The organism is Acinetobacter sp. UBA6720, assembly GCF_002454215.1.
Classification (GTDB): domain Bacteria; phylum Pseudomonadota; class Gammaproteobacteria; order Pseudomonadales; family Moraxellaceae; genus Acinetobacter.
On record NZ_DKIK01000010.1, the window covers coordinates 1 to 15,378 of the forward strand.

Consider the following 15,378-nt stretch of genomic DNA (forward strand, 5'->3'; position numbering starts at 1 on the left):
TCTGTAGCAAAAGACTTTACTGCTTCTATTAAAGCAGGTGACATCATCAAACATCTAGCAACTGAGCTTGGTGGTAAAGGTGGTGGCAAACCTGACTTAGCACAAGGTGGCGCGCCACTAAACGAGAAGTTTGCAACAGTGATGGCAGATTTAGCTGCTTGGCTTGAAGCGAAATAAAACTTCACCTTTTGTGTAACTGACCTTGAATGATGCATTCAGGGTCATGGTTTATATGGAACAACTATGGCATTAATCGTTCAAAAATATGGCGGTACCTCTATGGGTACTCCAGAGCGCATTTTAAATGTTGCTCGTCGTGTAAAGCGTTGGCATGACCACGGCCACAAGGTTGTAGTGGTTGTATCAGCAATGAGTGGCGAAACCAATCGTCTACTTGCTTTAGCGAAAGCCATTACCGAAACCCCTGACCCACGAGAATTAGACCAAATGGTTTCTACGGGTGAACAGGTAACGATTTCAATGTTAGCTATGGCGCTCAATTCTATTGGCGTTGAAGCTAAGTCGCTCACTGGTCGCCAAGTCGGCATTAAAACGGACAGTTCATTTACCAAAGCACGTATTGAGTCGATTGATACAGATGTGATGACTGAACATTTAGATGCAGGCCGCGTTATTGTAGTTGCTGGTTTCCAAGGCTTTGATTTGAATGGCAACACAACAACACTTGGCCGTGGTGGTTCAGATACTTCAGGTGTAGCCTTAGCTGCTGCATTAAAAGCAGATGAATGCCAAATCTACACCGATGTAGATGGTGTTTATACCACTGACCCACGCGTTGCGCCAAAGGCGAAAAAAGTAGACCGCATTTCATTTGAAGAAATGCTGGAAATGGCATCACTTGGTTCTAAAGTTTTGCAGATTCGTTCAGTTGAATTTGCGGGCAAATACCAAGTGCCTTTACGCGTATTATCAAGTTTTGATAATGACGATGATGGCGCATTCGACGAAGAATTTAAGAAAAACGTCGGAACACTAATCACCACTGAGGCGGAAGACAACATGGAACAACCAATTATCTCTGGTATCGCATTTAACCGTGACGAAGCTAAACTTACGATTTTAGGTGTTCCTGATGAACCAGGTATTGCATCTAAAATTCTATCGCCAATTGGTAATGCCAACATTGAAGTGGATATGATCATCCAAAATGTTGAGGAAGACGGTACGACTGACTTCACCTTCACGGTAAACCGTGGTGAACTTGCTAAAGCAACAAAAATTCTTGAAGAAACCGCTCAAGCTATTGGTGCTCGCGAAGTTGCTACACGTGATGACATTGTTAAAGTGTCAATCGTGGGTGTAGGTATGCGCTCTCACGCAGGTGTTGCAAGTAAGATGTTTACTGCTCTTGCTGATGAAGGCATCAACATTTTGATGATCTCAACATCAGAAATCAAAATTTCTGTGATTATTGAAGAAAATTACTTAGAACTTGCTGTTCGCTCTTTGCACACGGCTTTCGGTTTAGACCGTGAACATGGCGAGTCAAGTGCCCGTGCTTAAGTAATCGAGTGAAAAACTTGTCATTGTCTGACAGTTTTTGCAAAAGACTACAAAATTTCAGAGCCACTATAGTTTTTTCTATAGTGGCTCTGTTATATTAAACCCGAGGCTTTCTTAAATTTAAACCTATGTTATGCCAAATACTGCTAGACATTAAAAAAAACAGAATGTCATGTAGTTGTATTGAACATTTGTTTAAATTTTTTTAAATACAAAAAATTATGTATTTATTTTAGTACAACTGCAGGTTTAGCGTTTTGCAAGGAGATAAACATGCTGATTTTGACCCGACGTGTCGGTGAAACATTAATGATTGGGGATCAAGTAAGCGTTACTGTGCTTGGTGTCAAAGGCAACCAAGTTCGTATTGGTGTCAATGCTCCCAAAGAAGTATCTGTACATCGTGAAGAGATCTATCAACGCATTCAGCATGAACGTGCTATGCATGAGCACCTTCAACATCTGGATCAGGATTACCAACCTGCTTATGAAGATGATGGTGCACAGCAGAACAACTACAACCGTTAAGGTTGAAGTTTTCTGACATAAAGCGGCTCGATCAGCCGCTTTAAATTTTTATGGCATCTTTTTTTGCTCAAGTGCCTCGATCACTTTCTTTACAGGTCCAAAACTACGGCGGTGTTCATCAATCACCCCATGTTCAGCAATCGCTTCAAAATGTGCCTTAGTTGGATAACCTTTGTGTTTGGCAAAACCAAACTGTGGATACTTGCAATCCAATTCAATCATTTGATGGTCACGTGTCACCTTCGCCAGAATACTCGCTGCTGAAATTTCAGCATGTAAAGCATCCCCTCCAATGATTGCTTCACAACTCATGCTCAAGCCTTGTGGGATTTTATTACCATCAACCAAGACATGGTCAGGTTGCACTGCCAGCCTCTCCACCGCGCGGCGCATCGCAAGTAATGAAGCTTGTAGAATATTGATTTCATCAATTTCAGCGGCACTTGCTTCTGCAATTGCCCAAGCCAGTGCTTTTTCCTGAATTTCAACGAAGAGTTTCTCTCGTTTTTTTTCAGTCAATTTTTTAGAGTCATTTAAGCCCTGTATGGGATTATTCGGATCTAATATCACAGCAGCTGCAACGACCGAACCCACTAAAGGGCCACGCCCTGCTTCATCTGCACCAGCAATTTGCATATTCTACTCTCATAAAAAATGGCTGATAACAGCCACTCTCAATATTAATAACAATTTCTTGCGTCTAGTTTAACACTTCGGATGCACAGGTGGCGGTAGTTTTAGTTGTTGCTAAAGCGGTATAGGTCGCCTTTGCTTTAGGATCAATCGCGGCCAAGGCCAGTTGCTCTTTGGACAAGACCTTTGGTGAGTTCTCACCTACACAGTTACATACTTCACGTTTTTTCTTTTGTTTTTGATCGTCAGAAAACAACTTACTCGTCATAAGCCAAGTTGGATTATTTTCAATTTCATCCATACATTTTGCATGAGACGCCATTTTAATGACAGAAAAACCATCTGAGTTTGAACTCGATAATGGATTCGACACACAAGCAGTCAGCAAAACAGAGCTGAATAAACCCATGATTAATTTATTATTTTTCATACATATATACCTTTTTTTATTGATCAAATAATGCTTCAATTTTTATTATTCAGTTCAATATAAAAGATAAATAAATAAAAGTACAAAAGATTGATCAAGAAGTTCGAATTCATCTCACCTCTTGACCCGCCACTCAGTGATTAATTGACCGCTTCAGCCACACATGCATTGATGGTCTTCGTCACAGCATTGCTAATAATTGTTGTACGGGCTGCTGGATCAATCGCTGCCGTTGCAACATCAACTGCTGTAATATTTTGTGGAGCTTTATCACTCACGCAACCACAAATTTCAGTTTGGATATCGGCTTTTTGATCTACTGTCATAAGCTTAGTCGCAGTTTTCCATGCGGGTAAATTATTCAGCTCAGTGGTGCATTTTGCATTAATGGCAATTTTGAGCGCCGCTGTACCTAACTGTTGAGTTGTGGTTTCAGCCGTTGACGGAGTACCTGTCGTGGTACATGCTGAGAGAACCAAAGCCAAAGGGGCTAACATTGCGACACATTTTTTCACTGATTTATCCTTTTCTTGCAGTTAAAATTCAGCGTATTGTGCCGAAGATTCTCGCATTTCGGAAATACTATTTCGTAAATGCACCGATCATACTTAATCCATTGCATAATTTTAGATCATTCGCACCACTCATCTAAACAGCGTTGCAGAATTTCAACGCTATGTTGCATCTCGTATATTTTTGCAATATCTATAGTTCTATAAAATAGCGCAACATAAAAATGGATGTGAATCTAATGAACACAGTAAATACCCATTACACGCGTACCGCTCAAGTTCTACATTGGCTGATGGCAATTATCTTTATTGTCGCGTGGCTGATTGGGTTTTATAGCGGAAATTTCTTAAGTTATGATGTGGATGGTAGCTTTAAGGGAGATGTCATCACCCGTCATAAAAATATTGCAACCACGATTATTTTTCTGGTGGTGATTCGTATCTTTTGGCGCTATACACACCCTGCGCCTAAACTGCCTGATAGTATGTCACCGTTAATGCAAAAAATGGCACACCTTGGTCATTTGGCTTTATATTTCATTTTGTTGGCTTTGCCAATTACTGGTTGTTTATTTAGCTGGAGTGCTGGGCACCCTGCACCTGTTTTGTACCTTTTTGAAATTCCCCGTTTAGTACAAGACAACCCTGAATTACTCGCAATCGTAAAACCATTACATGTCTGGATTTCATGGGCAGCTGGATTGCTGTTGGCAGGTCATATTGCAGCAGCGCTAAAACACCACTTTATAGATAAAGATAACGTATTAAACAGCATGACCAGACAAGCAAAGTAAGACCAAGTTGAATCAGCCTAAAAGCATCAATCTGTTGCTTTTAGGACTTCATCCACCACGCATCCTTTAAGCGTATTCAACACGCCCTGTTGTACTACCTGTTTTTTGACTTGCTCATCAACCACTGCATGTAATAAGGTTGTTGCGGGAATATCCTTTAATGCATTTTCACCCACGCAGCCACAGATTTGTGTTTGGAGTTGATTCTTTTTTTCTTCACCAATCAATGCTGTACTGACTTTCCATAAGCGTGTCGACTCCAACTCTACACCGCACTGATATACCACCACTGGCTTTAATATCTTTTGAGTTAACCCTGTATCTGTTTTAAGTAAATAAACTGCAAAAAGTGCAAAAATAACCACAAGCAATGCAATGATTTTTTTCATATCGACCTCACATAAAAAAGACAGAGCGAACTCTGTCTTTAAAGCAACATCAGATTAAGCAATGGCTGCAATTTCAGCCGCCCATTTTTGCTTCTCTTCTGTCGAAATAAACGATGCTTCAAAAGAGTTCAGCGCCAATTGTTTTAGCTCAGCTGCTGTTAAGTCTAATGCATCTGTAATCGCAATAAAGTTATCATTCATATAACCACCAAAGTACGATGGGTCATCTGAATTTACTGTCACTTGCACACCTTGTTGCAATAAACGGCGGATATTGTGCTGTGCCATATCGTCAACGACACATAGCTTTAAGTTGCTGAGTGGACAAACTGTCAGTGGCATTTTCTCTGCGATCAAACGCTGCATTAATACAGGATCTTCCTCAGAACGTACACCGTGGTCAATACGATTCACTTTAAGCAAATCTAAAGCTTCCCACACATATTCTGCTGGGCCTTCTTCACCCGCATGCGCAACCACTAAAAAGCCTGCTTCACGTGCTTTAGCAAAGACACGTTCAAACTTTGCAGGAGGGTGCCCAACTTCGCTTGAGTCTAAGCCTACACCAATGATTTGATCTTTATAAGGCAATGCCTGCGCTAAAGTTTCAAATGCAGCTTCTTCACTTAAATGACGTAAGAAACACATAATCAAATGCGAACTAATGCCAAATTTTGCTTTGGCATCATCACAAGCACGTTGTAAACCATTGATCACGGTTTCAAATGCAACACCACGGTCAGTGTGTGTCTGAGGGTCAAAGAACATTTCGGTATGTACTACGCGGTCTTCAGCACATTTTTCAAAGTACGCCCAAGCCAAATCATAAAAGTCTTGCTCGTGAATCAGTACATTTGCACCTGCATAATAGATGTCTAAAAAGGACTGTAAGTTATGAAAGTTATAAGCCTGCTTTACTTCTTCAACCGACTTATAGGGAATGTCTATTTGGTTACGCTGTGCAATTGCAAACATGAGTTCTGGCTCAAATGTCCCTTCAATATGCACATGCAGTTCTGCTTTTGGTAAAGCACGAATGAGCTCCAATTGACTCATATCTCTTCCTCTTTAAAAAATAAAAAAGGGTGTAAACGGAGTTTACACCCTTATCAATATTTGGTGAATTAGCCACCAAACATTGCAAATTTCAGTGCCCAAAGCGCAGCAACAATCCAAACCATATACGGTACAGTTGCTGCCTTACCTGTGAACAGTTTAACCAATGCATAGCTGATAAAGCCCATCGCGATACCATCTGCAATTGAGTAAGTAAATGGCATAAAGACAATCGTTAAAAACGCAGGTACTGCTTCAGTAATATCATCCCAATCAATATGGGTAATCCCCTGAATCATCAACACACCAACAAATAACAGAGCTGGAGCGGTTGCAAAACCAGGTACAGACTGAGCTAATGGTGCCAAGAATAAACATAGAATAAAAAGCACTGCAACCACAACTGCGGTTAAGCCTGTACGACCACCCGCAGCAACACCTGCTGAAGACTCAATATATGGCGTTGTTGAAGATGTACCTAATGCTGCACCCGCAACGATTGCAGTTGAGTCTGCAAACAAAGCCTTTTTTAAACGTGGAAGCTTGCCATCTTTCAGTAAACCTGCACGGTGTGACACACCAACCAATGTACCCGTTGAGTCAAATAAATCGACCAAGAAGAATACAAAAATAACACCCACTAAACTCGCAGTAAAAAGACCTTTGAAATCCATCTGCATGAATGTCGGAGCAATTGATGGAATCTCCCCCACCACACCTTTAAATTCGCTTAAACCCAATGCAGTTGAAATAGCAGTCAAAGCTAGAATACTGATAATAATTGCACCGCGCACTTTAAAGTGATGTAGCACAACCACCATTAAGAAACCGAATAAAGCCAAAAGAACAGTTGGTTGCTTTAAGTCACCTAATCCCACCAAAGTTGCTGGATTATCAACAATAATCCCTGCATTTTTTAAAGCAATTAATGCAAGAAATAAACCAATCCCACCACCAATTGCAAGCTTAAGTGACATTGGAATTGCATTCACAATAGCTTCACGGATTTTAAACATGCTGATCGCAATGAATATAAAACCTGATACAAACACGGCTGCTAAAGCGGTCTGCCAAGGTACCCCCATACCCAAACATACTGAATAGGTAAAGTAAGCGTTTAAACCCATACCTGGTGCGAGTGCAATAGGATAATTCGCAACAATGCCCATCACTAAACAACCAATTGCGGCTGCAAGACAAGTTGCTACAAAGACAGCTCCATGATCCATCCCCGTTTCGGATAAAATCATTGGATTCACAATAATGATGTAACACATCGTTAAGAATGTGGTTACACCTGCAAGAAGCTCTGTACGAAAACTGGTTTTATTTTCACTCAGTTTGAACATACGCTCGAGCATATTTTCTGAAGATGGATTAGGAGTCGTCATGACCTAGCCCCTGTAAATAAACTTTTAAAACTGTATAACTTTTCAAAATTTGCTAGATTCAACACACTGAACATCTAATTCAATTTTTGCAAGTTAAAGCAATGGATATGCCAAATTTCCTCAACTCAGGAAAAGTTTATTTAGCCATGAATGATTTAAGTTGAAACTTACACCATATATACCTAAACAAAAAAGCCGCATAAACCGTATGCAGCTTTCAACAAAAATGTCATTTTAGAATCAAAGTCTAAAATTCAAGATATCTCGGCGCGGATTATAACACACTGATTTTTAATTGTTTTAAAATTTATTTTTGATTAAAATTCAATATGATAAGTGATTCATGCGTTTTTTATTCAATTATGGACATCAAAGTACTTTGATCGAGACCTGTTCTATTACCACTTCAGCATCACTTTGAAGTGGGCGCGTAACTTTTTCAGGGACGACCGTTACCTTTGAGATCGGACTCAAGTTTTGTACTTTAGGTTCAGCACTGTTCATGAGTTGATTCAGCTCTTGTTGCTTTTTAGTTTCAGTATCCTGAAAAACAACAAAACCAAGCAAACAAACAGCTAATACAAAAATAGGAATTAGAATCTTTTTCACGGTATTCACAATATCCATAACTGTTTTAGCATGATTACAAATCATAACAAATTACATGAGGGTCAACACACTTATCTGATAAAAAGCATATTCACACTTTATAGTTTTTTCTGATTTAATTATTTCAATAACATAAGATTAAGTGAAAGACATGCCAAGAAAATATGATCAAAGTGCTCAATTTTGTAATATTTTATATTTCAAAAAATTACAGTTGATTAACTTTTGATGAACATAATTTGGTTTCGACAAGACCTTCGCATACATGATAATGCTGCACTTTGGCATGCAAGCCAAGACGGGGCTATGCTTGCTTTAGTCATCTTATCTCCTGAACAATGGCTATTACACCATGATGCCCCTGTAAAAATAGATTTATATGTCCGACAATTGGAAGATTTGAAACAAAATCTGGCTGAGCTCAATATTCCACTGATTATTTTAAACATTCCTCTGTGGCGCGATATCCCTGTTCAACTTTCATCCTTATGTCATGTACTTCAAGTACAACAGATCTTTGCAAATTTCGAAGTGGGCGTAAATGAGCTGAAACGTGATGCTGAAATACAAAAGTGTCTCGATCAACATGCCATAGCATTTACCCTATTTCAAGATCGGACGATATTTCCTTTAAACAGTATTCGTAACCAATCAGGTAAACCCTATCAAGTCTTTGGCGCTTTTAAAAAAACCTGTTATGAACGTTTAAATATTGGCTTACCTCAGTGCTACCCACCTCCTTCTGCACAGCAGTCCATACAGCTTCCTGCCGATTTAAATACAAGCATTCCTCACATTGAATCACTGATTGATGCAAATACGAATGAATTAAATCAAATTAAAGCTTATTGGCCTGAAACGGAAGCCTATGCACTTTCAGTGCTCGATGATTTTATTGAGCATAAAGTTAGTGACTATCATAAAGAAAGGGACTTCCCCTTTCTGAATAGTACGAGCCAACTTTCAACCTATTTAAATATTGGAATCCTATCTATCCGCCAGTGTCTCAATGCCCTGTTTCGTGCTCAACATGGTCAATTTATGATTGATAATACAGGCCAGCAAACGTGGTTAGATGAATTACTTTGGCGAGAGTTTTATCAACATATTCTATTTGATTTTCCGCATGTCTCTAAACATCTGCCATTTAAAGCCAACACACAGCGAATTGTTTGGCGAGATGCACCCGAGGATTTAAAAGCATGGCAACAAGGTCGTACTGGTATTCCAATTGTGGATGCAGGTATGCGACAACTCCTTGCGACAGGCTGGATGCATAATCGAGTGCGGATGATTGTCGCAATGTTCTTAACGAAAAACTTGTTGATTGATTGGCGACTGGGCGAACAGTGGTTTATGCAACATTTGGCAGATGGTGACTTGGCTGCCAATAATGGTGGATGGCAGTGGTGTGCCTCCACAGGCACCGATGCTGTGCCTTACTTCCGAGTCTTTAATCCTGTAAGCCAATCGCAGAAATTTGATAGTCATGGTGACTATATTCGACAGTGGTTACCAGAGCTTGCACATTTAGATGCCAAAAGCATTCATGAACCTTATGCTCGGCAGCCGAATATGGAACTAGACTATCCCAAACCAATCGTAGATTTAAAATCCAGCCGTGTGCGTGCCATCGAAGCGTTTAAAGGGCTCTAAACACTTAAAATTTGGGCTAAGTTCTGCTTAGCCTGATGCTCATAGCGCTTTTGGAAAAGTGGTGTTTGATACAGAGGCTGTATTTTTAAAAAGTGCCTTAACACCTGCTGACGTTTCTGTGCATAAAGTGAAGGCTCAACCCAAGCATATTCTTGCTGAATTTGGCGTTCATATTCAGCAAAACGAATAGGATTGCTGGCTAAAATTGCCAGATCAATATCCAGTAGATAAGCTAAATCCAAATGAGCTGTCGGTGCATGTGCTTGGGTTGCCAAAATCCATGCATAAATCTTTTCCATTTGTTCAGCAACCAGCACACTTTCAAGCACCTGCTTCATGTAATCAGCACTTTGCTGTTCATTGTCATTTGCTTGCGGATTGTAAATGACATCGTGAAACCAAATCGCCAACTCAACGGATAAGGCATCTGTTAGGTGGGTTTTAATGTCATGAAAATGCTCTAAACACTCAACAATATGCTGCACCGTATGATAATGCCGTTGTGATTCACTATAGGCGCTACACAGTGCTCCATAAAGTTCTTCACAACTACTCACAGTTAAATCCAACTGGCTTGCGGTATGTGTCCAATAGTCCTGAAACTGTTTTATATACCGCACCATTGCAATGCCCTTTCGTTATGCTGCCTGTTCATCTCGTTTAAAGACCAACTCGCCTTTTAGCGAGCTGTCTGCATCGAAATAATAGCCATCAGTATTAAAGGATTTTAAGCCTTCGATTTGATCAATCTGATTTTCAATCATATAGCGAGCCATCAAACCACGTGCTTTTTTGGCATAGAAACTAATGACTTTATATTTGCCATTTTTCTGATCTAAAAACACAGGTTTAATAACTTCTGCTTGGATTTTGCTTTCTTTCACAGATCTATAGTATTCATCAGAAGCAATATTCAGCAAAATTTGAGAACCAGCTTGTTCTAAATCTTGGTTGATTAAATCAGTAATGTGATTGCCCCAAAACTCATACAAATTGTGTCCGCGAGGGTTCGTAAGTTTAGTGCCCATTTCTAAACGATAAGGCATCATCAAATCCAATGGACGTAACAAACCATATAGACCCGATAACATTCTTAAATGCTGCTGCGCATATTGAATGTCATCTGCAGATAAATGATAAGCATCTAAACCTGTATAAACATCACCTTTAAAAGCAAACATGGCTTGTCGTGCATTCGCAAAGCTAAATTCTGACTGCCAATCACGAAAGCGCGCTACATTTAAAGTGGCAATTTTCTCACTCACGCTCATTAAGTTTGCAATTTCACTTGCCGACAACTTGCGACTAACTTCGATCAATTCTTGGGAATGTTGTAGCAATCTGGGTTGTGTGTACTGATCGGTAGGTAAAGCAGTTTGGTAATCTAGAGTTTTAGCGGGAGAAACAAGGGCGAGCATAGACAACCTGATTAAAAAACAATTAAACAGACTATAACAGTAGACTTATTTTATTGCCAATCTGTGTTTTTAATAAGCATAAACAGTTAAACTAGCCGATTCTCCTGTTATATGTATCTATTTTCTATGTCTGAGCAGATGTTCATTCAAGGTCCAGTTGGGCAAATTGAAGTTTTTGTAGACTATCCACAGGGTGAAGTGAAAGGATTCGCGGTAGTAACTCACCCCCATCCCCTGCAAGGTGGTACGCCTCAACACAAGGTTCCTGCTTTACTTGCACAAATGTTTTTAGAACGCGGTTGCGTTGTGTATCGCCCAAGTTTCCGTGGTTCTGGTCAAAGTGCTGGCCAGCACGACGAAGGTCACGGCGAAACGATAGACACCTTAGAAGTTATACACTACGCACGTAGCCAACACGCAGACTTACCTTTTTATGCAGGTGGTTTTAGCTTTGGTGCACATGTCATGGCAAAAAGCTACTCTATGCTTCCAGTAGATGTTCATCCTGTACAAACTATTTTATGTGGCTTACCAACAGCAACTGTAGCGGGTGTACGTCACTATGTTACCCCACACATTAAGGGTGACATCTTGTTTGTTCATGGTGAAGCCGATGATGTCACATTGCTCTCCGATATGATCCAGTGGGCTAAACCACAGCGCCATTTAGTGACTGTATTACCGGGCGCAAACCATTTCTTTACAGGTTATTTAAAGCAGTTACGTATCGCGATTACACGTTTTCTGTGGATTTAATGCTTAAAGGAGTTCAAGAGAGAAATGATGATCTTCTTTAGAACATTTCTTTCTTGAGTTTTCCAGCATTTCACTTCGCACTTTTCTTTGATTACACATTGAGGTATCACTTTATTTTATTTTATTGTCTTGATCTGAACAGCGCGTTTTTAATCACTTATTTCATCTTCTATGTTTTTTTGATGATCTCTTTTGAACTCCATATTGGATCGCTTCAAAACCGACACGCCCCCCACATTTAAATATCCGCGAAGCTTCAAACCGTATCATGGCACATTATGCAACTATATCTTTTTTAACTTGGTATATTCTGCATAACCTTTTTCAAATAATTAACTATACAATCAATGCCTTGGCTCGATAGAGCTACAGATTTAAATAATTTTTAAAATATTCAAGGATCTTATGAAAACAATTATTGGGGCTATTTTAGTTGCTGTAACAACTACATCCATCTGGGCTCAGGATATTACAGGAACTTGGCGTTATATCGACGATAAAACTGGAGAACCCAAAGGCCTGGTTAAAATTGAAAAGCAAGCCAATGGGACTTATGCTGGAACTGCACTGAAAGCAACTCCTCGCCCGGGTTATACAGCAAAAGAATTTTGCACCAACTGTCCAGCACCGTACACAGATAAACCGATTATTGGCATGCAAGTGAGTACGGGTTTAAAAACTGACAATAATATTAATTATACGCATGGCAAAATTATTGATCCCGTTTCAGGCAAACTGTATAGCCTGAAAGGAAAAATTAGCCCAAACGGCAAAAAGCTTTTTTTACGAGGGTATTTAGGGGTTTCAGCTGTGGGACGTAGCCAGACTTGGTTACGTGTGGAGTAGGTCTTATAGCACATCATGCAATAGACGCATTGACCCATTAAAATATTAAACTTGTTCTGTCCCAGAAAATGCTGAATGATAAAATATTCAGCATTTTTCCCCATTCGGCTAACTATTTTTCCACTCAAACTCAGTAAAACTTTTATCTGTTTTTAATGTATTTTCAACTGCTTGAGCAAGTTGATTCAATAAGCTACGCTCCGCAATACGGTCTACCCAGTCCTGCTCTTCATCAGGATAAGAAGCAATTTCACATACCAAGTTTCCTTCGTTGTCATGACCTTGGCAAGTAATAGACAACGGCAAAGTATGGTTATCCACACTCACAGCCACCTGATCACCACTTTGTGGCAACGTTTCAAAGCCAAATTGCCCCAATTTTTGAACCAGTAACTGTTGCACCTGCTTTTGTACTACAGCATTGTCATTTAGGCTATGCGGTTGTCCATGCTGTGCCGTAAATTGTAATTTTCTCATTAATCATCCTAAAGGCTTTTTTGTTATATGGGTTTAAGCATAAAGGGTAAAAACAAAACAGCCAAGCAAAAGCTTGGCTGTAATTCAACAAAGTCGTTAAGCTTTGGTCTTATTCAGTGACTTGAATCGCTAAACCGGCTTGATTGCTCAATTGCGTAAAGGTAGGGAAACTGGTTGCAACCGTTTCAGTACCTACAATTTTAATTTCACCAGAGGTCCGTAAGCCTGCCATTGAGAAGCTCATTGCAATACGGTGGTCGTGATGTGATGCAATTTCACCACCAGTGAAAATAGCACCCCACTCACCTGATCGACCTTTACCTTCAATGATGATGCCGTCGTCAGTCGGTGTACAATCAATGCCCATAGTTTTTAAGCCATCTGCCATCACTTGAATACGGTCTGACTCTTTTACTCTGAGTTCAGCAGCACCCGTTAGTACGGTTTGCCCTTCTGCACAGGCAGCCGCAATAAACAATGCAGGAAATTCATCAATTGCCAGTGGCACTTGATCTTCAGGCATATGGATGCCTTTGAGTGTACGTGTACCTTGAATACGAATGTCTGCAATCGGCTCACCGCCTGCAATACGTTCATTTTCAACCGTAATGTCCGCACCCATTTGCTTCAAAATCTCGATCACACCTGTACGGGTTGGGTTAATGCCTACTGCCTCTAAAGTGACATCTGAACCTTCGGTAATCGCAGCACCCACCATAAAGAAAGCAGCCGATGAAATATCTGATGGCACTTGAATCTCTGTAGCAACAAGCTTACCACCACCTTGCAGTGAAATGCGGTTACCTTCTGTTTTCACATCATAACCAAATGCACGCAACATACGTTCAGTATGATCACGTGTAGGTTCTGGTTCTGTGACCGATGTTTCACCTGCCGCCCATAAACCTGCCAATAAAATCCCAGATTTCACCTGCGCAGATGCCATCGGCAAATCATAGTGAATGCCTTGTAAAGCTTGATTTCCAGTAATAGAAACAGGAGGTGTGCCACGTTCACCTGTGGTTTGAATCTGAGCACCCATTTCACGTAACGGTTTAGCAATACGTTCCATTGGACGCTTCGACAGTGATGCATCACCCGTCATTACAGAGTCAAATTTCTGTGCAGAGAGCATGCCTGAAAGCAGACGCATCGACGTCCCTGAGTTACCCATGTAAAGCGCACTTGCTGGCGCTTTAAGGCCATTTACGCCCACACCATGAATCGTCACTTCACCATTTTTAGGACCTTCAATGCTCACGCCCATATCACGGAAGGCTTGTAAAGTCGCTAACGCATCTTCACCTTCCAAGAAGCCTGTCACATGCGTCGTTCCTTCCGCAATTGCACCAAACATGATTGAACGGTGTGACACAGATTTATCACCTGGCACGCTAAACTTACCTTGGAAACTTTTTTTACCCGGTAATATGGTGAATTGCTGTGTCGTCACTTTATTGTTCTCCATGAAAGGTTTTTGAGCGAGCATATGGTTAAAATGCTGGCGTGCTGCTTGCGCATGTCCAAGTAAGCCCATTAAAGCATGTGAATCTTCATCTTCAATGAGTTTACGAATCGTTGCCAGTTGGTTCTCAAAACCATCTACGGCATTTAAAATGGCTTTTTTATTGGCAAAGAAGATGTCATGCCACATTTGCGGATCACTTGCCGCAATTCGAGAAAAATCACGGAACCCCCCCGCAGCATAGCGAAAAATATCTAAATTATCTTCACGGTTTGCCAGCTGTTCAACTAAGTTAAAGGCCATTAAATGTGGAAGATGACTGGTATGCGCCAAGACTTCATCATGCTTGGCCACATCCATACAAATTACTTCTGCTTTCGCAGCTTGCCACAGTTGAATCAGTTTTTCGACCGCCCAATCAGCACTGGTCGGTAGCGGCGTCAAAATCACTTTATGATTTGCAAATAAATCAACCTTACCTGCATGCACACCCGTATGTTCTGCACCCGCAATAGGATGCCCTGGTACAAAGCCAGCGGGCAATGCTTCACCATACACGGCTTTGGCTGCATCGACTACATTACCTTTAGTACTCCCCACATCGGTAATAATCGTATGTTCTTGCAAATACGGTTTAATGGTTTCCAGCACTTTTTGGGTTGCACGAACAGGCAAGGCTAAAACCACCAAATCCGCACCTTGAACTGCCTCTACAGGGTCACTATAGCCTTGTTGGATTAAGCCTAATGCTTTGGCATCCTGTAGGGTTCTCTCAGAGCGTGTTGATGCCACAATTTGCTTTGCTAAACCCTCAGCAATCATGACCCGTGCAAGACTCGAACCAATCAGTCCTAGTCCAATAAATGCAACTTTTTCAAACAGTGGCACAGACAT

Annotated in this window: 18 protein-coding genes; 7 read left to right on the forward strand and 11 right to left on the reverse strand. The window is 40.7% G+C overall.

What is annotated here, in order from left to right:
- The 3 genes from B4F08_RS00890 to csrA form a co-directional block, all read left to right on the forward strand.
- The coding region (locus B4F08_RS00890) for a DHHA1 domain-containing protein (RefSeq protein ID WP_291372562.1) at positions 1-177 on the forward strand (177 nt) is incomplete at its 5' end.
- A gap of 66 nt (positions 178-243) precedes the next feature.
- Positions 244-1,524 (forward strand): aspartate kinase, encoded by a 1,281-nt coding sequence (locus B4F08_RS00895; RefSeq protein ID WP_086207862.1) that lies wholly within the window; start codon positions 244-246, stop codon positions 1,522-1,524.
- Between the two features lie 273 nt (positions 1,525-1,797).
- Complete coding sequence (gene csrA / locus B4F08_RS00900; RefSeq protein WP_086207863.1) at positions 1,798-2,052, forward strand: carbon storage regulator CsrA; 255 nt, start codon at positions 1,798-1,800, stop codon at positions 2,050-2,052.
- Between the two features lie 48 nt (positions 2,053-2,100).
- Here the strand turns inward: csrA and rnhB are convergent, their stop codons facing one another.
- From rnhB to B4F08_RS00915, 3 genes are all read right to left on the reverse strand, one after another.
- The gene (gene rnhB / locus B4F08_RS00905) at positions 2,101-2,688 is read right to left on the reverse strand and encodes a ribonuclease HII (RefSeq protein WP_291372507.1); all 588 of its coding nucleotides are present in this window, start codon (positions 2,686-2,688) and stop codon (positions 2,101-2,103) included.
- A gap of 64 nt (positions 2,689-2,752) precedes the next feature.
- Positions 2,753-3,115: a hypothetical protein gene (locus B4F08_RS00910; RefSeq protein ID WP_119063035.1), complete on the reverse strand. Its 363-nt coding sequence runs from the start codon at positions 3,113-3,115 to the stop codon at positions 2,753-2,755.
- Between the two features lie 140 nt (positions 3,116-3,255).
- Positions 3,256-3,630: a hypothetical protein gene (locus tag B4F08_RS00915; protein WP_086207866.1), complete on the reverse strand. Its 375-nt coding sequence runs from the start codon at positions 3,628-3,630 to the stop codon at positions 3,256-3,258.
- A 236-nt stretch (positions 3,631-3,866) separates the two neighbouring features.
- Between B4F08_RS00915 and B4F08_RS00920 the strand changes: the two genes are divergently transcribed.
- Positions 3,867-4,421, forward strand: a complete 555-nt coding sequence (locus B4F08_RS00920) for a cytochrome b (protein WP_291372511.1) — start codon at positions 3,867-3,869, stop codon at positions 4,419-4,421.
- A 26-nt stretch (positions 4,422-4,447) separates the two neighbouring features.
- Here the strand turns inward: B4F08_RS00920 and B4F08_RS00925 are convergent, their stop codons facing one another.
- The 4 genes from B4F08_RS00925 to B4F08_RS00940 form a co-directional block, all read right to left on the reverse strand.
- Positions 4,448-4,810: a hypothetical protein gene (locus B4F08_RS00925; protein ID WP_291372513.1), complete on the reverse strand. Its 363-nt coding sequence runs from the start codon at positions 4,808-4,810 to the stop codon at positions 4,448-4,450.
- 54 nt (positions 4,811-4,864) lie between these two features.
- A complete protein-coding gene (locus tag B4F08_RS00930) occupies positions 4,865-5,866 on the reverse strand; it encodes an adenosine deaminase (RefSeq protein WP_291372515.1) in 1,002 nt (333 codons plus the stop codon).
- A gap of 68 nt (positions 5,867-5,934) precedes the next feature.
- The gene (locus tag B4F08_RS00935; protein ID WP_086207870.1) at positions 5,935-7,257 is read right to left on the reverse strand and encodes an NCS2 family permease; all 1,323 of its coding nucleotides are present in this window, start codon (positions 7,255-7,257) and stop codon (positions 5,935-5,937) included.
- Between the two features lie 369 nt (positions 7,258-7,626).
- Complete coding sequence (locus B4F08_RS00940) at positions 7,627-7,866, reverse strand: hypothetical protein (protein ID WP_228146951.1); 240 nt, start codon at positions 7,864-7,866, stop codon at positions 7,627-7,629.
- Between the two features lie 228 nt (positions 7,867-8,094).
- Here B4F08_RS00940 and B4F08_RS00945 point away from each other — a divergent pair, with 228 nt between their 5' ends.
- Positions 8,095-9,522, forward strand: a complete 1,428-nt coding sequence (locus B4F08_RS00945) for a cryptochrome/photolyase family protein (RefSeq protein WP_291372520.1) — start codon at positions 8,095-8,097, stop codon at positions 9,520-9,522.
- On the opposite strand, the gene B4F08_RS00950 is transcribed toward B4F08_RS00945, so the two are convergent.
- Both B4F08_RS00950 and yaaA read right to left on the reverse strand, forming a co-directional pair.
- A complete protein-coding gene (locus B4F08_RS00950) occupies positions 9,519-10,145 on the reverse strand; it encodes a metal-dependent hydrolase (protein WP_291372522.1) in 627 nt (208 codons plus the stop codon). The genes B4F08_RS00945 and B4F08_RS00950 overlap by 4 nt on opposite strands.
- A gap of 15 nt (positions 10,146-10,160) precedes the next feature.
- Positions 10,161-10,940: a peroxide stress protein YaaA gene (gene yaaA, locus B4F08_RS00955; protein ID WP_086207874.1), complete on the reverse strand. Its 780-nt coding sequence runs from the start codon at positions 10,938-10,940 to the stop codon at positions 10,161-10,163.
- Positions 10,941-11,066: 126 nt separating this feature from the next.
- Between yaaA and B4F08_RS00960 the strand changes: the two genes are divergently transcribed.
- A complete protein-coding gene (locus B4F08_RS00960) occupies positions 11,067-11,696 on the forward strand; it encodes an alpha/beta hydrolase (RefSeq protein ID WP_291372525.1) in 630 nt (209 codons plus the stop codon).
- Between the two features lie 405 nt (positions 11,697-12,101).
- Positions 12,102-12,542, forward strand: a complete 441-nt coding sequence (locus B4F08_RS00965; protein ID WP_291372527.1) for a DUF2147 domain-containing protein — start codon at positions 12,102-12,104, stop codon at positions 12,540-12,542.
- A gap of 108 nt (positions 12,543-12,650) precedes the next feature.
- Here the strand turns inward: B4F08_RS00965 and B4F08_RS00970 are convergent, their stop codons facing one another.
- Both B4F08_RS00970 and B4F08_RS00975 read right to left on the reverse strand, forming a co-directional pair.
- On the reverse strand, positions 12,651-13,019 hold the full coding sequence (locus B4F08_RS00970; protein ID WP_086207877.1) for a hypothetical protein: 369 nt from the start codon (positions 13,017-13,019) through the stop codon (positions 12,651-12,653).
- A gap of 109 nt (positions 13,020-13,128) precedes the next feature.
- Positions 13,129-15,378, reverse strand: coding sequence for a bifunctional prephenate dehydrogenase/3-phosphoshikimate 1-carboxyvinyltransferase (locus tag B4F08_RS00975; protein ID WP_291372529.1), 2,250 nt, complete (start codon positions 15,376-15,378; stop codon positions 13,129-13,131).